The 18,576-nt window shown below is 66.9% G+C and carries 12 protein-coding genes; 10 read left to right on the top strand and 2 right to left on the bottom strand.

Features of this window, described 5'->3' with window-relative positions:
• The first annotated feature begins 53 nt into the window (after nt 1-53).
• Both JOD65_RS01735 and JOD65_RS01730 read left to right on the top strand, forming a co-directional pair.
• Nucleotides 54-2,579, top strand: coding sequence for an ATP-binding cassette domain-containing protein (locus JOD65_RS01735; RefSeq protein ID WP_191194043.1), 2,526 nt, complete (start codon nt 54-56; stop codon nt 2,577-2,579).
• Nucleotides 2,576-3,580 carry an ABC transporter permease gene (locus JOD65_RS01730; protein ID WP_191194044.1) on the top strand — a complete coding sequence of 335 codons (1,005 nt, stop codon included), beginning with the start codon at nt 2,576-2,578 and terminating at the stop codon, nt 3,578-3,580. Before JOD65_RS01735 ends, JOD65_RS01730 begins: the two co-directional genes overlap by 4 nt.
• Nucleotides 3,581-4,073: 493 nt before the next feature.
• Here JOD65_RS01730 and JOD65_RS01725 read toward each other — a convergent pair whose 3' ends face one another.
• A complete protein-coding gene (locus tag JOD65_RS01725; RefSeq protein ID WP_191194045.1) occupies nt 4,074-5,327 on the bottom strand; it encodes an amidohydrolase family protein in 1,254 nt (417 codons plus the stop codon).
• Nucleotides 5,328-5,757: 430 nt separating this feature from the next.
• Between JOD65_RS01725 and JOD65_RS01720 the strand changes: the two genes are divergently transcribed.
• Entirely contained in the window at nt 5,758-6,642 is an 885-nt protein-coding gene (locus JOD65_RS01720; RefSeq protein WP_191194046.1) for a TIGR03619 family F420-dependent LLM class oxidoreductase, read from the top strand.
• Between the two features lie 16 nt (nt 6,643-6,658).
• On the opposite strand, the gene JOD65_RS01715 is transcribed toward JOD65_RS01720, so the two are convergent.
• On the bottom strand, nt 6,659-7,495 hold the full coding sequence (locus JOD65_RS01715; protein WP_191194047.1) for an IclR family transcriptional regulator: 837 nt from the start codon (nt 7,493-7,495) through the stop codon (nt 6,659-6,661).
• A 73-nt stretch (nt 7,496-7,568) separates the two neighbouring features.
• Here JOD65_RS01715 and JOD65_RS01710 point away from each other — a divergent pair, with 73 nt between their 5' ends.
• The 7 genes from JOD65_RS01710 (at nt 7,569) to JOD65_RS01680 (ending at nt 18,563) form a co-directional block, all read left to right on the top strand.
• Complete coding sequence (locus JOD65_RS01710) at nt 7,569-8,945, top strand: aspartate aminotransferase family protein (RefSeq protein WP_191194048.1); 1,377 nt, start codon at nt 7,569-7,571, stop codon at nt 8,943-8,945.
• Nucleotides 8,946-8,968: 23 nt separating this feature from the next.
• On the top strand, nt 8,969-11,095 hold the full coding sequence (locus tag JOD65_RS01705; RefSeq protein WP_191194049.1) for an oxidoreductase: 2,127 nt from the start codon (nt 8,969-8,971) through the stop codon (nt 11,093-11,095).
• A complete protein-coding gene (locus JOD65_RS01700) occupies nt 11,092-11,958 on the top strand; it encodes an FAD binding domain-containing protein (RefSeq protein WP_191194050.1) in 867 nt (288 codons plus the stop codon). Before JOD65_RS01705 ends, JOD65_RS01700 begins: the two co-directional genes overlap by 4 nt.
• Nucleotides 11,945-12,442 (top strand): (2Fe-2S)-binding protein, encoded by a 498-nt coding sequence (locus JOD65_RS01695; RefSeq protein WP_191194051.1) that lies wholly within the window; start codon nt 11,945-11,947, stop codon nt 12,440-12,442. Before JOD65_RS01700 ends, JOD65_RS01695 begins: the two co-directional genes overlap by 14 nt.
• Nucleotides 12,443-12,444: 2 nt before the next feature.
• Complete coding sequence (locus tag JOD65_RS01690; RefSeq protein ID WP_191194052.1) at nt 12,445-14,673, top strand: xanthine dehydrogenase family protein molybdopterin-binding subunit; 2,229 nt, start codon at nt 12,445-12,447, stop codon at nt 14,671-14,673.
• A gap of 69 nt (nt 14,674-14,742) precedes the next feature.
• Complete coding sequence (locus tag JOD65_RS01685; RefSeq protein ID WP_191194053.1) at nt 14,743-16,791, top strand: hydantoinase/oxoprolinase family protein; 2,049 nt, start codon at nt 14,743-14,745, stop codon at nt 16,789-16,791.
• A complete protein-coding gene (locus JOD65_RS01680) occupies nt 16,788-18,563 on the top strand; it encodes a hydantoinase B/oxoprolinase family protein (RefSeq protein ID WP_191194054.1) in 1,776 nt (591 codons plus the stop codon). Before JOD65_RS01685 ends, JOD65_RS01680 begins: the two co-directional genes overlap by 4 nt.
• The last annotated feature ends 13 nt before the right edge of the window (nt 18,564-18,576 follow it).

Below are 18,576 nucleotides of genomic sequence, written 5' to 3'. Positions count from 1 at the left end.
CCCGACCGGAATCGACGATCCCGGTCGCACCTCCAGATCCTGAGGGGATCCCCATGTCCAACGACGTCACGGCCCAGCCACCCGCGGTCATCGACCCCCCGCACGATGCGACGGAGCCGCTGAGCGCGCTGAGCTTGCGCGGGGTCACCAAGACCTTCCCCGGTGTGGTGGCACTCGACAGCGTGGACCTGGACGTGCGGCCGGGTGAGGTCCATGCCCTCGTCGGCGAAAACGGCGCCGGCAAGAGCACGCTGATGGGCGTCGCTTGTGGCTCCCTCGTCCCGGACAGTGGTATCGCGTCCGTGTGCGGGCACGTGCTCGCCGGCGGTGCGCAGGAGGCAACCGCGGCCGGCCTCGCGATAGTTCGTCAACAGCCGGCGCTGCTCCCCGACCTGACCCTCGCCGAGAACATGGTGCTCGGTGACCACCCGGGAGTGCCCATCTCCGAGGCGACGGAGTGGACCAGCGCGGCGCTGAACGCGTGGGACGAACACTCCGGCATCGACCCTCGGGCCCGGGCCAACACCCTGCCCGCGGAGACGAGGTTCGTCGCCGAGATCGCGAAGGCGCTCGCGCTCAAACCGGCGGTGCTCGTGCTCGACGAACCGACCGAGCACCTCCGCAAGGCCAATGTCGAGCGGCTCTTCGAGGTGATTCGAGAGATGACGCGCGAGGGGACCGCTGTCGTCTACATCTCCCACCGCATCCACGAGGTCCTCGCAGTCGCGGACCGGGTCACCGTGCTGCGCGACGGTCGGAGCCAGGGCACCTTCGAGCGCAGCGACCTCCAACCCTCTGATGTTGTGGCGCTGATCGCCGGTCGTCCCCTGGAGTTCATCTTCCCCGACAAGGCGCGGACCTTCGGCGAGGTCGGGTTCGCCGTCAAAGCGTTCTCCGCGGCCGGCTTCGAGCCACTCGACCTCGAAATTCGTCGCGGCGAGATCATCGGCCTGGCCGGTATCGAGGGAAACGGCCAGCGCGATTTCGTGCGGGCCCTGGCCGGGCTCGAGACCTCGCGGGGCGATGTGGAAGTGGGCGGTCGCCGCGTGCGCGTGACGAGCCCGCGAAGGGCATTGAGTGCCGGGATCGCCTTCATTCCCGAGGACCGGCCGCACGAGGGTGTGATCCCTGATTACACGATCCGGACCAACATCACACTCCGCAGCACTCGGCAGTACACCAAGGCGGGGCTGCGGATGGCCTCGGTCCAGGAGCGGCTTGCCCAGGACGCCTCGAAGCGCTTCGCCATCAAGGCGCCTGATCTCGACACCCGGGTCGGAGCGCTGTCCGGCGGCAACCAGCAGAAGGTAGTCCTGTCCGATGTCCTCAACTCGCAGCCACGCGTAGTTCTCGCGGACGAGCCAACGCAGGGCGTGGACGTGGGCACGCGGGCCGAGATCTATCGACATCTACGCGAAACCGCGGAGGCGGGCACCGCGGTGGTGATCCTGTCCTCGGACGCCCTCGAGCTCTCGGGCCTCTGCGACCGGGTCCTAGTCTTTTCGAGGGGCGTGGTCGTCGGCGAGCTGACGGGCGAGGATCTCACCGAGCCCCAGATCGCCCGAGCAATCGTGACCTCAACCGCCGAGCGCAAGGTCCAAGAGTCCAGCGGTCGCAGCCGGGTCCTCGACGTCCTCGCCGGGCATTGGGCCCCGCTCGCCCTGATCGCTCTCGCCTCCGTGGTGCTTGGCGCGTACACCGCGTCAGTCAACGATCGCTACCTGTCGGCGGTCAGCATGACAAGCCTGCTGTCGCTGACCGCGACCCTGGCCTTGGTGGCTATGGCACAGCAGGTAGTGATGCTGGTCGGCGGCATCGACCTCTCCGTTGGGCCACTGATGGCGCTCATGGTTGTCCTGGAGTCCTTCTACCTGGTCGACAACGCGACGGTCGCCAACCAAGCCTCGGGCTGGTTGTTGTTCCTCGTGGTGCCACTCCTCGTCGGAACGGTCAACTGGGCCTTGGTGGACCTGGTCGGCTTGTCCGCGATCATCGCCACGCTCGCCATGTACATGGCGCTCCAAGCGGTAGCGCTGATTCTGCGTCCGGTGCCCGACGGCTTCTTCTCGGACCCCATCCTGGAGGCCATCGGCCTCTCGTGGAGCGGTGTACCCCTCATGTTCGTGGTCGCCGCCTGCCTTGCGGTCGGCCTGGAGGTGTTCCTCCTCCGCAGCCGCCCCGGTGCCCGCCTCAGAGCCGTGGGCTCCGAACGGGCGCTAGCCCGGACCCTCGGGCTGCGCGACCTCCGCTACCGCTGGGGAGCCTACGCGGGCTGCTCCCTTTTGGCCGGTCTGGCCGGGATCCCGCTGATGGCTCAGGTCGGCTCGGGTAACCCGACGGCGGGCAACAGCTACATGCTGACGAGCATCGCCGCCGTCGCAGTGGGCGGCGCAAGTCTCTTCGGGGGCCGAGGCTCCTTCATCGGAGCATTCCTCGGGGCGCTGCTTCTCCTGCAGGTCAACTCGGTGACCGCGTTCATCGGCCTCGACGTGGCGTGGAACTGGTTCATCCTGGGCGCGGTCCTGGTCCTAGCCGTCGCCCTGTACAGCAAGAGCCGAGAGATGGTGATGAGACGGTGAGCATCGACACCGATCCGCGTCCGGCGATGACGCCACGCACCCGCGGGCGTGGGTCGCTGCTCGTTCGGGTGCTGCGCCACCCCTCGGGCGGCGTGTTGGTCGCCCTTGTGGTGCTGTGCGCGGTCTGCCTGCTCGTGGCCCCCGGCACCCTGCGTTTGTCCAGTCTGCACGCGATGCTGCCCCTCGCAGGCGCGCTGGCAATCGCCGCCGCGGGGCAGACGCTCGTTATCCAGCAGCGCGGCTTCGACATCTCGGTGCCCGCCACGATGACCCTGTCGGCTTACGTGTGCTTCCGCAGCATCGGGGAGGGCAGGTCGGTCCTGATGACAGTCTTCCTGTGCCTGGCAACCGTTGTAGTGATCGGGTTCGTCAACGCCCTGCTGATCACTCGCCTGGCGATCACTCCGCTAATCGCCACACTCGCAACCAACGCGCTGGTCACGGGCGCGGTGTGGGTGTTGTCGGACGGATCTACGACCGAGTCGCCAGCGGGACTGGTCGAGTTCATCCGGCTCCGTCCGTTGGGTATCCCGGCGGTCGCCGCAATCGCCGTGGTCGTGGTGCTGGCCCTGCAGTTCTTCCTTTCACGCACCACCGCAGGCCAGTCGTTCCTGGTGGCAGGCGCCTCCCCGTCCGCCGCCCGAGTGGTGGGCATCGACCCTCGCTGGACAGCTACGACCGCCTACCTCGTCTCCGCGGGTTGCGCCGGCCTGTCGGGCATCCTGCTCGGCGCCTACGCCACGTCCGCAAACAACACTCTCGGCGACTCCTACCTGCTCCCGGCTGTCGCGGCCGTCATCGTCGGTGGCACCCCCCTGAAGGGCGGCGCCGGCTCAGTATTGGCCAGCGGCCTTGCTGCACTGTTCCTCACTCAACTTGTGCAGCTGACCTTGTCGGTTGGGGCGCCCACCTCTTCGCAGCTACTAGTCCAGAGCGGTGCCATCGTGGCGGCGGTGTGCCTGCGTGCTCTCGTTCGGGACCGCAGCCAGCCGCTCGAATAGCCGGGCGCGACATCGGCCGTTGGGGCTAGGCGCGTGGGTCGCTGGCACTACCGGTCGCATACCGAGATCGCGGCACGAGTTGACAAAGTGTCTGCCGACGATCTCTCTATGGAGTGCACTTAGATGGATCGCTTTGCCTGCGGTGGTTCGGTTGCCCGCGTAACCCCAAGGGTGCGGCATGCGTCCCTGTCTATGACTGGTTCCACACCGTCGACCCCGACAACCCCATCGGCTCGCTGGACTCCCGGTCGAGCTTTCAACCACCACCTCGTTGCATGAGCGCCGATTGAACCGACGATCTTAGGAGAGCTGGCATAGGACCCGTCTTCAAAGCCAACCGGTTTGGGCGCTCAGCGGCAGGTCAATCTTCGGGTGGCGACCAGCTTGGTAGTCGGGCATCGCTCCCACGGCGCACCGGGCAAGCCAAACCTCCAACGAACGCCTACGCCCGCCATAGGAACTGGTGGGCCGTAGACGCCAGCTGGCCGCACACCTAGCCGGCAGAGGAGGACGTCAACGCTCTGAGGTCGAGCCAGGACATGGAGTCCTGCGCCTCAGAGATGATGGCCCGGCTACTCGTGCGACGGAGTTCCCCACCCTCGAGGAGCACCTGACCCTCGACCATCACCGTGTCGACGATCTGCGGTGTTCCGTGGAACACGACGGCATCCATCACGGATTGCGCATCCGTCGGGCTGAACGGAGCCATGGTCGGTTGGTCCGTCCTCAGCAGCTGAATATCTGCCCGCTTGCCGACCGTTAGTGTGCCGATCTCATCCTCGAGGCCGTGAAATCGCGCACCTCCGACCGTTACAGCCTCGACTAGTTCTCGGACCGTGAACGGAGCCTTCCCGCCCGCCTCGGCACTGACTGAAGAGCTGAGCATCGCCCGCATTGCGTTGAACATGTCGGCGGTCTGGGTTGCAGCCGAGTCCACAGACACGGCTACCGTGCCTAGGAGCCGCTGGACGTTGACAGCATTCGAGTAGTAGGCGGCGCCGAGCATGCTCTCCACAGTTGCCGATGTACTAAAGCGTGCTCCATTCGCTCCAGCGGATGCAATATCTGCATCGGTGATGCGGTACGAGTGCGCTACTCGGACGTCGGGCCCCACTAGGCCGGCCTGCAACAAGCCGCGCACGCCGTGAACGATTATTGGGAGCCCGTTGCGCCGCGCCATTGCGGCGTCATCAGCAAGCATCTGACCGGGACACACGCCGAGGCCGTATACAACGGAGGTGTCCGATGTCGATCCGAACCACCGATCTCGGACAGCGAGGACATCCGCCTCGGAAACGATCTCGCCGCCGCGCCCCTCGGGAGTGCCGTAGCCGAACAGGGTACGTACACCCATCTCATGGTGCGCGCGGAGTTCAGCGTCTGCGTGGTCTCGCGAGACAACATTGTGGTTGAAGTTGAGAACCGTGGTGATCCCGCAGGCTAGCGCCTCCGCGAGCGAGAGTCGCACGCTTCGATAGGAGTCCAAGGGACGATAGAGAGGGCCGTACAACGCCTTCATCGGCGTGTAGTTGCCGAAATTGGAAGCGCCGAAGACCCCTGTCACCCGAGGTCGCAGGAGTGTGTTCCAGAGGTGCCAGTGGGTGTCGACGAAGCCAGGCATTACTATGCGGTCGCGCGCGTCGATGACGGTCGCCCCACGAGCGGACAGATTCTTGCGGATCTCGATGATCCTTCCGTCGCGCACGAGCAGGTCACTGACCTCCGCTGCTTCCATGCCCTCCTCCATCGTGAGGATTCGACCTCCACGGATGAGGTAGCTGCGGGCTCGGTCCTTGCCTGGACTACTGCCGCGTGCGTTTGCGTCCACGCCTCCGCGTGCTGCCTCTGCAGCGACTCCGGTGAGGGCCGCGGCCCCTACGCCACCTACGACTGCGCGACGCGTGATTCCGCCCGTCAAGTAAGACATGAGTAGTGCCCCTTGCTGACTGGTAGAGGGAGGACCCTCCCTCTGGGTGCCCAGAAACTAGGGCTGGGCCTTCCGCAAGGCAACACGGATGTTCGCTCAGTGACATGCGGGGCTGCGACGCACCCACGGCTGCAGTAGGCCAACCGTGGAACTGTAACGCTGACCGATACTGAGTATTGACTTACGAAACGCGCACATATTGCATGATTGCTTCAGTGTTTCGCGGCGCAATGCAGGAGGCGTAGTGAGAGTGGGCGCGATCCTGCCAAACAGCGGGCCGATTCCCCTGAGTGTAGGCGTCGACAAAATGGCGTCTGCGTTGATCGCGGCCGGAGCGTCTGGTCTTTGGATCAGTGACCACCTCGTGCTGGAGGACGGCCCGTCGAAGGACTACCCCTACGCGCCCGACGGCAGGATCACCTGGAGCTCGCGCGACGACTACCTCGAATGCCTCACTACCTGTGCGTTCATCGCCGCCCTTCTCGACGGCGACTGCACGGTCGGGACGGCGATCTTGGTGCTTCCTCAACGCAACGTGCTCCAAACGGCGAAGGAGCTCGCAACGCTGGATCGTCTGAGCGGGGGGCGTCTTCGAATCGGCTTGGGTGCAGGGTGGAACAGGGAGGAGATGGAGGCGCTGGGCTACGCGTTTGCATCACGCGGCAAGCGCTTTGACGAGATGCTTGACGTGCTTCGGGATGCCTGGTCCGGGCGCACCACCGGATTTTCCGGGTCCGAGGTGACGGTCCCGCGAGGCTTGATCCTCAGTCCCAGGCCAAGCCGCCCCGAAGGTCCTCCGCTCCTGGTGGGAGGAATGAGCGTTCCGGCCATCCGGCGAGCAGCTCGACTGGGTGACGGATGGTTGGCGCTGGCCTTTGTGGACCGATGGGACTCAGATGCACTAGCGGCCGCTGCAGGGAGTTTCCGGAGGCAGTGGCGCGAGCACCGCCAAGACACCCCACCGTACATGGTACTTAAGCTTCACTGCCCGGCCGAAAGGTGCGCCGACTTGCTCGATCACGTGCAGGAGGCGGCAACTCTCGGCTTTGACGAAGTGGCCATCGAGCTGCCGTGGGCGCTTGGGATCGAGAAGGCGCTGGGAGTCTTCACCACAGTGGCTGGCGCGCATGGTTAGCGCCGCCGCTGGATGCCTACACCTCGACCTGCGAACCCAGGCTCGCGCTGACGCGTTGCGCTGTGGGCAGAAGCACTTTCTCGGCCATGGTGCGCAGGTCGGCCAAGGTGACACGAGCTGTCGGTACGGAGATGCTTATTGCGGCCACAGCATGCCCAGCGTGGTCCACCACAGGGGCTGCTGCGGCTCGGTGTCCGGGCGCGAGCTCCTGGTCTATCAGGGCGTAACCCCTTCGCCGCACCCCTTCCAGTCGCCTTTGCAGCACGTCCAACGACGACACGGAGCGCGCCGTCGGCGGGCTGAAGACGTGGCCCGCGAACAGGGCCGTGACCGCGTCCGGGGACAGACAGGACAAGATTGCGTGACCGCTCGATGCGAGGTACGCCGGAAGGCGGCTTCCCAGCCGAGCTCTGGTGACCAAGAGGTGGTCTGTCTCGAGGTAGTCCATATAGACGATGTCCGTTCCGTCGAGGACGGTGAGGATGACGGATTCGCCAGTCTGCTCATGGATGCGTTGCAGTGCCGGGCGTACAACCTCCACCAGTCGCACCGACTGGAGTGCGGCATATCCCAACGAGATCATCGTGGGCCCGAGGCTGTAGCCGTCGTCAGCCTGACGCAACGCCCCGCAGGCGTGCAGCGTACGCACCAGCCGATAGACCCGGGGTTTGGTCCACCCCAGATCGCTAGTCAGGCCCGCCAGAGTCACCGTGCCGCGCTGGGCCACTGCCTTCAGCAGCGTGATCGTGTGGGCCGCGGTCTCGACGTAGTAGCGCGGATCTATCTCAACCCCGCCCTCAGTCCGCGCGGTGGCCGCCTTGGCCTCTTGGTCCGGGCTGTCCAGCGAGGCCATGTGGCCACCTCTCTCGTCATGACGTTCAACACATCTCGGGTTCGCCCAACGATACGACAGGAAGCATTGACTGATGGCCATCGAGACCTCACCTGATCGCGCCGCCCCAGGCGCTGCCGACCGGTACCAGAGCGTGACGGGCAGTAGCCGTGCGCTGTGGGAGCGCTCGGCCCGCATCTTCCCGCAGGGTGTGAGCGGCCAGGCCAAGTACTTCGCCCCCTACCCGGTGTTCGTGGAGTCGGCGTCGGGCGCCACGATCACGGACGTCGACGGCCGCACCTACGTCGACCTGTTGATGGGTGCCGGGCCGCTCCTCCTGGGCCACAGTCACCCCGCCGTCGTTGAGGCGGTGCGCGACCAGGCCGGGCGGATGTTCAACCCCATGATGCCCAACAAGGGGTCGATCGACTTCGCTGAGAGGCTTCAGGCCCACATGCCTCACCTCGAGCGACTCCGCTTCGTCAACACGGGCTCGGAGGCCACACGCTCGGCGGTCCGCGTCGCCCGCGCCGTGACGGGGCGCACCAAGATCGCCAAGTTCGAGGGCAACTACCACGGCTCCGACGACTTGTTCCTCATCTCCACCCACACTCGCACTCCGGCAGGCACGCCGGAGCGGCCCGAGGGCGTCCTCGACTACGCGGGGATGAGCCCGCGGCTGCTGGACGAGACGATCGTGCTGCCGTACAACGACATCGAGAACACGGTCGCGCGGCTCAACGAGCACGGCCATGAGCTGGCGGCCGTAATCATGGAGCCGGTGAGCTTCTCCAGCGGAGGCGGCATACCGGCTACCCGCGAGTTCGCTGCTGCCGTGCGCGCCGCCACTGAGGCACACGGCATCGTGATGATCTTCGACGAAGTCCTCTGCGCCCTGCGGCTCGGGCTGGCCGGAGCACCTGCTTACCTTGGCGTCACGCCCGACCTCGTCACTATCGGCAAGGCGGTCGGCGGTGGCATGCCGTTGGCAGCGTTCGGCGGTCGGGCCGACCTGATGGAAGCCGCCCTTGGGGCCGACGCAGGCCCGCGAAAGATCTTCCAGTCCGGGACCTTCACCGAGAATCCGATCTCCATCGCCGCGGGCGCCGCCGCCCTGACGGTTCTGGAGACCGAGGACGGGCTTGCGCGGGCTGATGGCGCCGGCGGGCGCCTCCGGGCGGGCCTCGACGAAGTCCTAACCCGGCACGGCGTGCCGCACGTCGTCACGGGTATGGGCTCGATCGTCCAGATCCACACCGGAGTCAACGAGGTGCGCAATCGCCGCGACACGCTCGCCGGCAACGCCGCACTGACCGCCGAGATCATGCTCGGCTGCACCGCCGAGGGCGTGCTCTGGCCGCCGGTGCACCCCGCAGTGACCTCTACGGAGCACACCGACACCCACGTGGACGCGGTCCTCGACGCCGTCGACTCGGTCCTCACTCGAGTCCTTCCGCAGTTCAGTTTCTGAGTCAGACACCTAGGAGCAGACCCATGCGCGACTCCCGCTACGACCTCCTGTTCGAGCCCATCAAAATCGGGCCGAAGACCCTGCGCAACCGGTTCGTCCAGGTGCCGCACTGCACCAACTTCGGCACCGATCTGCCGTACAGCCAAGCTGCACTGCGCGCAGTCAAGGCCGAGGGCGGCTGGGCGATGATCAACACCGAGTACTGCTCAATCAGTCCCGAAAGCGACGACTACCCGCGCAACTTCGCGCGCTTGTGGGACGAGGACGACGTCGCGAACCTCTCGGTGACCACCCGTGAGGTCCACAAGCACGAATCCCTGGCCGGCGTCGAGCTCTGGTACGGCTCGATCGAGGCAGGCAACTGGGAGACCCGCATGGCCGGGCGCGGGGTGTCGGGCGGATTCGACGATGACATCTTCACGCAAGGCGTCTACGAGATGACGGTGGAGGAGATCCTTGAGCTCCAGCAGCTCTACGTCGACGCCGCCGATCGGGCGATGCGCGCTGGGTTCGACGTCATCAACGTCTACGCGGGCCACTTCCACTCGATCGCACACCAGTTCATGACGCCGTACTACAACAAGCGCACCGATCAGTACGGCGGCTCGCTTGAGAACCGCTGTCGCTTTCTGCAGGAAGTCCTCGTCAAGGTGCGCGACACGGTTGGCGACAACTGCGCCGTGGGAGTCCGCTTCGGGTTCGAAAGTCAGCGCGGCGACGCCGGCATCACGGCGAGCGAGGAGGGCTATCTGATCATCCAGCACCTCGACGACCTAGTGGACTTCTGGGACCTTCAGGTCGGTACCCACAGCAACTGGAACATTGACAGCGCGCCGAGCCGCACCCACGCGGAGGGCTTCAACGGCACCTGGATGAAGCAGGTCAAGCCATTCACCTCCAAGCCGGTGATCGGCGTGGGCCGCTACGTCAGCCCCGACGCCATGCTTGCAGCCGTCCGGGATGGCGAGATGGACATCATCGGCGCAGCTCGCCCGTCGATCGCCGACCCGTTCCTCCCGAAGAAGATCGAAGAGGGGCGCTTCGAAGACATCAGGGAGTGCATCGGCTGCAACATGTGCATCGGGTCAGTGTGGGGCGTGGGGTCACGATTGATCTGCACGCAGAACGCGACCGCCGGCGAGGAGTACCGCCGCGGTTGGCACCCCGAGTCCTTCAGCACCGCGGGCAATTCTGACCTCAACGTCCTCGTGGTCGGCGCGGGCCCGGCCGGCCTGGAGTGCGCCAGAGTGCTGGGGGAGCGAGGCATGTCGGCCGTTCACGTCGCCGACGCGGCGTCGTCCATCGGCGGGTCACTCGACTGGATCGCCGGCCTTCCGGGGCTCTCCGAGTGGCGCCGGGTACTCGACTGGCGCAGTACACAGATCGACAAGCTCGCCAACGTCGAGCTCGTCCTAGGGCGCCGGCTCTCCGCACAGGACATCCTGGAGTACGGGGCCGACCTGGTCGTGTGCGCCAATGGCTCGAGCTGGGACGCGACCGGCCACAACCCCCTCACTCGGGCACCTCTCACAGGAGTGGCGGAGCAAGTCATCCCCACCTTTACTCCCGAGCAGCTGGTGCGCGACGGCGCCAACCTGCCCGGACAGTCCGTCCTGATCTACGACTTCGACGGCTACTTCATGGCAGTCTCCATCGCCGAGCTGCTGGCTGCCGCGGGCAAGCAGGTCACGATCGTCACACCAGAGGCCGAGGCAGGCGGGTTCCTGCACCACACCGGAGAGTTCGAGCCTGTGCACCGGCGCCTGCACGAACTGAAGGTGCAGGTCCGGACCTCCAGCACCATCGAGGAGCTCACGTCAGGGGGTGCAGTCGTGGTGCACGGTCTCACCGGGGACCGTGAGATCGTGGGCACGGACAGCGTCGTGCTCACCACCCAGCGCAACCCGAACGACGACCTCTATCGCGACCTCACGAGCGACAGTGAACGTCTTGAGGCCGCCGGCATCACGGGCGTCTACCGGGCTGGCGACTGCGTCGTCCCGCGCCGGATCGTCGATGCCGTCTTCGACGGTCATCGGCTCGCCCGCGAGATCGACTCGCCCGACCCCCGTACACCGCTGCCCTTCCACCGCGAGCGCATCGTCGCGCCTCCCGGCGCGGCACTCCCGCTCATCGGGACCTGGCAGTGAAGTTCGTTCGACCCGCGTCGGTCGAGGAGGCGGTGCAGGTGCTCGCCTCGGCACCCGGTCGCGCCCGCGTCCTGGCTGGAGGTACCGACCTTGTGACGCTGCTGGCAGACCGGGGCGCCGACGTGGTCGTGGACGTCAAGCGCATCCCCGGGCTGGGCGACTTGGTCGCCGACCACGGTGGCGTGACCATCGGCGCCACGGTCACGATGAGGGATCTGGAGCCCCTCGCCGGACACCGTCGGCTCGCAGCGGTCGTCGACGGCGCTCGAGTGGTCGGCGCGCCGCAGACCCGGCGGCGAGCGACGGCGGTGGGCAACGTGTGCCGTGCATCGCCCGCGGGGGACACCCTGCCCGCCCTGCTCACGCTGTCGGCGACCGCCACGGTCGTGGGGACCGGCGGCATGCGAGCCATCGGCTTGTCGGAGTTCTTTCGCTCGCCAGGTGTCACGGCGCTGGCCGATTCTGAGCTCGTGACCAGTCTCAACATCCCCGCCGCTGGAGGCGCTGCCGCGTATCAACGACTCACCTACCGGACCTCCCTCGACCTCGCGGTCGTCGGCGTCGCCGTCGCCGTCGAGGTGGCTGACGGGATCATCGTCGACGCTCGCGTCGGGCTCGGAGGTGTCGGCCCCACGCCGTTGCTCGCGCATCAGACGGCAGATGTGCTCGTGGGCACGGACACCGAGGACCCCGACGCGCTCGCGGACGTCCTGGTGGAGGCGGGTCGGGTCGCCGCCCACGAGTGCACCCCTCGCGACGACGTTCGTGGAACGGCTGCATACCGCACGCGCGCGGTCTCAGTGCTGGTGGGGCGCGTCGCTCGGACCGCCCTGGCCAGAACGGACACCCATGATGTCGCCTAACGACCTGTCCGCGACCGAGGTGTCGGTGTCGGTCGACGGGCACGCCGCGGCCTCGCGCGTGCCAAGCACACGATTGCTGCTCGACTACCTGCGGGAGGACCGCGGTGCGACCGCCCCCAAGTGGGGATGTGGAACCGGCGATTGTGGTGCGTGCACCGTGGTGCTCGATGGCGTAGCCCTCGACTCATGCTTGGTCTACGCGGCTGAGTGCGACGGCTCGAGTGTCATGACGTCGGCCGGGTTGGAGACCACCCCGGTTGGGATCGCGGCGACCGAGGAGCTGCTTGCCGCCGGTGCCGTCCAGTGCGGCATCTGTACGCCCGGATTCTTGGTGACGATAGTCAGCGGAGTGGGGGACCTTGGCCCGTCGCCCACCCGTGAACAGATCGTCGAGCTTCTCAGCGGCAACGTGTGCCGCTGCACCGGATATCTCCCCATCATTGAGGCGGTCCAGCGCCTCGCCGCACGAGTCAACGGAGGCTAGCGGTGGACCTGCCCCGCTCCGATGCCCGGGCCAAGATCACCGGCCGGGCGCTTTACACTCAGGACCACTACCCGCAGGGCATGCTGCACGGAGTGGTGGTCCGCTCCGCCATCGCTCGCGGGTGCGTTGTTGCGTTACGCCTCGAGAAGGCTCGCTCTGCGCCCGGGGTGCTGGCGGTGCTCGGCCCTGATGACGTGCCAGACCGCCTGTTCGGCGATGTTGAGCCGGACGAGCCGATGCTCGCTAGCGACGATGTGAGGTTCGCGGGCCAACCGATCGCGCTGGTGGCTGCTAACAGCCGTGAGCAGGCGCTAGCGGCGGCAGCACTTGTCGAGGTGACATACGACGAACTGGAGCCGGTTGTGACCCTGGTCGCCGCCATCGCCCCTGACGCCCCTCAGGTTCGCCGAGGACAGTCGAACGTGCTGGCGCCATCGCGTGTCGTCCGCGGGGACGCCGCCGCGGCGTTCGAGCGTTCGGATGTCACGGTGATCGAGACCTCGATCACGAGCCAGCGTGCCCATCAGGGCTACATCGAGCTGCGCTCCGCCCTCGCCGAGATCGACCAGGACGGCCACCTGGTCGTCACCATGACCTCCCAGGCGCCCTACCAAGTGCGGGCCAGCCTCGCGTCCATCTTCGACCTACCGCTGACCGATGTCGTCGTGCGAGTGCCGACGTTCGGTGGCGGATTCGGCGGCAAGCTGCACCAGGGCATGGCGCCGTACGCTGCAGCACTCGCGCTTGCCACCCGCCGGCCGGTGCAGGTGGTCTGCCCGCGAGGGGAGGACATGCAGGCGAGCAACCCGCGGGAGTCGTCCCTCGTGACGGTCGCCTCGGCCGTCACCAAGGATGGGACGATCGTGGGCCGCCGGGTCAAGGGCTACTTCGACTCGGGGGCGTATGTCGTGGACACGCCGTACATCACCGCCATGGGCGCGATGCAGGCCGTTGGCCCCTATGCGGTGGACGCAGTCGTCAGCGAGGTGCATGCCGTCAGCACGAACCTACAACCCACCGGCTCCTTCAGGTCCCCGTCAGGCCCGCAGATGGCCTTCGCGCTGGAGCGGCATATGGACACGATTGCCCGTGATCTCGGCTTGGATCCGGTGGAGCTGCGCAGGCGCAACCTCGTGCGGGACGGTTCGCTTGGTCCTACCGGCCAGATCCTTTCGAACCCGCCCATCGCGGAGTGCATCGACGCCGTGGAGCGGCAGTTGGCGCAGTGGCGGAAGGAGGCGGACGCGACTCCTGCGCGCGACCACCATCGACATGGGTTCGGACTGGCGGCGGCCTGGTGGTTCACAGCCCCGGGCGCGTCTGCTGTCCACGTCCGGATGGAGGACGACGGAGGAGTGACGGTCCACTCCGGCGCAGTCGAGATCGGGACCGGCGCCGTCGTCTCGGGCGTCCGGGCGCTAGTGGCCCAAGCGCTGTCGGTCGACCCGTCTGTGGTGCGGGTGGTCAACGGTGGCACGCGGGCAGCCCCGGCGGACTTCGGGTCCGAGGGCAGCAGGACGCTCTACGGCGCGGGAAGTGCGGCCATAGCTGCCATCGCCGACGTGAAGGCGGCGCTCGCGGCCCACCTTGAGGTCGACGTGAGCGACGTCGACCTCGACGCCGGCATGGTGGGCATCCGTGGCGTCCCGACCTCGATGCGTCCGTTGGGTGACGTCGTACGCGAGGCGGGGGCCGCCGCCGGGCCGGTCGTGGGTCGCGGACGCTTCCAGGCGCAGTCCGTCGCCTTCGACGCCAGCACGGCTGAAGGCATGTTGATCCCTGCCTTCCACGAACCGACGTTCCACTGCCAAGGCGCCTGGGTCGAGGTCGACGATGAGCTGGGGCTGGTACGGGTCAGGAAGTACGTCGCGGCCCACGACGTGGGCCACGTCATCGACTGGCAAGGCCTCAAGGGACAGGTAGAGGGCGGGATTGTGCAGGGACTGGGGTACGCACTGCTCGAGGAGATCCACGCCGACTCCAAGGGGCGCGTCATCAACCCCAACCTCGTGGACTACCGCCTCCCGACCGCGGGCGACGTACCGGACGAGATCGTCATCCACGCCGTGGTCACCGTGCCGAGCACCGAGGGGCCGCTCGGCGCCAAGGGCATTGGCGAGGCCCCGATCATCCTTCCCGGAGCCGTCATCGCGGCCGCAGTAGAAGATGCAATCGACCGGCACGTGACACGTCTACCTATAGACCCCGCAGCGCTGTGTTTGGAACGCTGAGCGAAACATCGTATTGACCTTCGAACCGTCTCTACAGAGACTGAGGCACCCGCAGGGAAGGACCACACGTTGAAGCGAATCGGGATCGATGTCGGCGGCACGTTCACGGACGTTGTCGTGCTCGACGAGGAGACTGGGCTCACCCGAGCCTTCAAGGCGCCGACGAACTACGACCAGCCGGCAGACGGCATCATGGAGGCATTCGACGCCGCCGGGGTAAGCGGCGTCGACGTCAGCCACGTCAAGCTCGGAACCACGCTGACGCTCAACGCGATCCTCACCCGTCGGGGGGCCCCCACCGGGCTGCTTACCACCGCTGGCTTCCGCGACGTGCTGGAGATCCGGCGCACGCACCGCGATCGGCTGTTCGACCTCAACGAGACGGTGCCGCCGGCGCTGGTCCCGCGCCGGTGGCGCAAGGAGGTCACAGAACGGGTCGACGCGTCCGGCCACGTGGTGACTCCGCTCGACGAAGAAGGCGTCAGAGCCGCGTGGCGCGAGCTGCGCGACGAAGGCGTGACCTCGGTCGCCATCGCATACCTCTTCTCCTTCCGGAATGCCGCGCACGAGCAGCGCACTTTGGAGATCATCGAGGACGAGGGCGGCGCCGAGTTCGTCTTCCTCAGCAGTGACGTGCTGCCGGTGCTACGCGAGTACGAGCGCACATCGACGACAGTGACCGCTGCCTACGTAGCGCCGGTGGTCCGAAACTTCGTGCAAGAGCTTGCCGACCGACTGCGCGAGCGCGGGGTCGATCCGAGCCGCCTGTCGGTCATGACGAACTCTGGCGGCTCCCTGGCAGCCGCCGCGGCAGTCGGCTCGCCGATCCCCACCCTGCTCTCCGGCCCCGCCGGTGGCGTGTCCGGTGCCCGCTGGCTGGCCAGCCAGGTCGGCACCGAGGACGTGCTGACCCTCGACATGGGCGGCACAAGCTGCGACGTCTCCGGCATCCAGGGCGGAGTTCCCGACGAGCGACTGGACCTGGTTGTCGGCGGCCTCGACATCGCCTACCCGACGTTCGACCTCAACACCATTGGCGCGGGCGGCGGATCGATCGCCTGGATCGACACAGGCGGTGCACTCCGAGTCGGACCTGCCTCGGCCGGAAGCACACCCGGACCAGCCTGCTATGGCCGAGGAGGCACGGACCCGACGGTCACCGACGCCAACCTGGTCCTCGGCCGCTACTCGCCGACCTACCTCCTCGGCGGCTCGCTGAGCCTCGATGTCGAGGCCGCTCGGGAGGCGATCGGTCGTGTCATCGCGGAGCCGCTGGGCATCAGCGTCGAGCGTGCGGCCGCCGGCATTCTCCGGCTGGTCAACGCCTCGATGGTCAACGCAGTGCGCACGATCAGCGTCGAGCGCGGGCGCGACCCACGCGGCTACGCGCTCGTGCCGTTCGGCGGTGGCGGCCCGGTCCACGCGCTCGACATCGCTGGAGAGCTCGGCATGAGCTCGGTCATCGTGCCGCCGTTCCCCGGTTGCACATCGGCGTTCGGCGCCACACTTGCACAGCCGCGCCGTGATGCTCTCCGTTCGGTCAGCAAGCCGATCGGTGACCTCGACCCGGCCGAGGTCGACTCAGTCATCCGGAGCCTGCTCGACGATGTGACTTCGCTGTTGGGGGAGGAGGGCTTCGCCAAGGACTCCATCACCTATGAGGTCTGGGCCAACCTGCACTACCGGGGTCAGGCCCACGAGCTGAGTGTTCAACACGACGGCGTGCGGGTGAGCGCTGAGTCGCTCGGCCTGCTCGCCAAGTCGTTCAGCGAGATGCACGCACGTCAATACGGCCATTCCTTCACCGACGTGCCAGTCGAGCTCGTGACGGTCCGCGTGACCGGCTTCGGTCAGCAGCACAACCCCACCGTCTCGTGGAACTGGCCACCGACCTCCTCGGACTCGCTCGAGGCGACCAGGAAGGTCTATTTCGAGAGCCTCGACGACTTCGTCGACGCCACCATCCATGACCGCAGCGCCCTCGACGTTGGGACTGACGTTCGCGGCCCAGCAGTGATCCACCAAGAGGACGCAACCACCGTCGTCCCACCGCAGTGGCGCGCCGTGCGTGATGCCAGCGGAAACCTCATCGTCACCAAGGAAGGAGCTACCTCATGACCGAGATCGACCAGATCACCCTGCAGGTCATCGGCCACGCACTGACCTCGATCTCGCGCGAGATGGGCGTGACCTTGTCCCGGACCAGCTGCTCGCCGATCTTCAACGAGGGAAACGACTACTCGTGCGCGGTGTTCGACGCCAAGGGTCAGATGGTGAGCCACGGCGAATTCCTCCCTATCCACCTCGGATCGATGGCCTTCGCAACCGATGCCGTAGTGCGCGCCTTTGCCGAGGAGGGACTCGAGCCGGGTGACATGGTCATCCTCAACGACCCATACATCGGTGGCACCCACCTGCCCGATGTGACGCTCGTAGCACCCATCTTCTTCAAGGACGACCTCCTCGGCTTCGCCGTTAACCGAGCCCACCACCTCGACATCGGAGGAACTGTCCCCGGGAGCTTCTTCTCGGCTGCACAGGAGAACTATCAGGAGGGCCTGCGCATCGCGCCGATCAAGCTCGTGCGTCGCGGCGAGGTCGATCCGCACCTGCTCGAGCTCATCGTGGGCAACACACGGTTGCCGGCGCAGCTCAAGGTCGACCTGGCGGCCCAGATGTCGGCCAACCGCACCGCGATCAGGCGCCTGACCGACCTCGCCGACAGGTACGGCCCGGACGAGGTCCAATCCGCTATGTCACTGATCCTCGACCAGTCCGAGCGGCGCACCCGCGAAGCGATTCGGCTGCTGCCAGACGGCGATTACGAGGCCACGGACTACATCGACAACGACGGGATCACGGACGTCCCTCGTGCCGTCCACGTCACCGTTCGCATCCGCGATGACCGCGTGGAGGTCGACTTCACCGGCTCCTCGGAGCAGGCAGAAGGCCCTCTCAACAGCGTGTTGGGCTACACCTACGCCGGCGTGTACATGGTGTTCCAGGCGGCGATGGACCCCGACATCACACCCAACGCGGGTTGCTACCGAGCCATCGACATCATCGCCCCCAAGGGCACCATCGTTAACCCCCACTTCCCAGCAGCCTGCACTGGCGGCAACGAGGTCACCTGCATCATCCACAACACGGTGTTCCGTGCGCTCGCGCAGATCCCGGCCTCCGATGAGGGTGGGCCGCACGTCATGGCCTGCGATCACGGCTCCTCGAACAACATGATCATCAGCGGACGGGACCCGCGGACGGACGAGCGCTATGTCATCTACGAGTACCCCGAGGGTGGGTGGGGCGGCAACCGCGACCGCGACGGGCTGAGCGCCATCTGGTCGATCGTCGGCAACACCTGGAACGTTCCCGTTGAAGTAGTCGAGGAACGGTTCCCGGTGCGGGTCGAGTGCTACGAGCTCCGTCCAGACAGCGGGGGTCCCGGCGCTCACCGTGGGGGCCTCGGAATCCGCCGAGACCACCGCGTCCTGGACCACGACGCCACGCTCTCCATTGTGGCCAATCGGGTGCGGATCGCACCGTGGGGACTGGATGAGGGCCTCCCTGGCGACAACGCTCGCTTCGTGATCAATCCGGGGACAGATCGTGAGCGGCCAGCAGCCCCGGAGTTCGGCAGCAAGGCGCACGGCGTGGTCCTCGAGGCGGGAGAGGTCATCTCGCAATGGACCGCCGGCGGCGGCGGCTGGGGTGACCCCGGCCTGCGTGACCCCGAGTCGGTGCGCCACGACGCGAGCGAGGGCTACGTCACCTCGGAGACTGCCCGCGACGTCTACCTCGTCCAGCTCGATGGCTCCGGTCAGGTCGACCACGACGCGACGTCCGAGCTGCGAGCGCAGCGCGGCGAGCGAGCTCGGCAGCCGCAGTGAACGTGACGACATC

The organism is Nocardioides cavernae, from assembly GCF_016907475.1.
Lineage (GTDB): Bacteria > Actinomycetota > Actinomycetes > Propionibacteriales > Nocardioidaceae > Nocardioides > Nocardioides cavernae.
The sequence above is the reverse complement of the archived record's forward strand: the minus strand, read 5'-3'. Positions and strand labels throughout refer to the sequence as shown.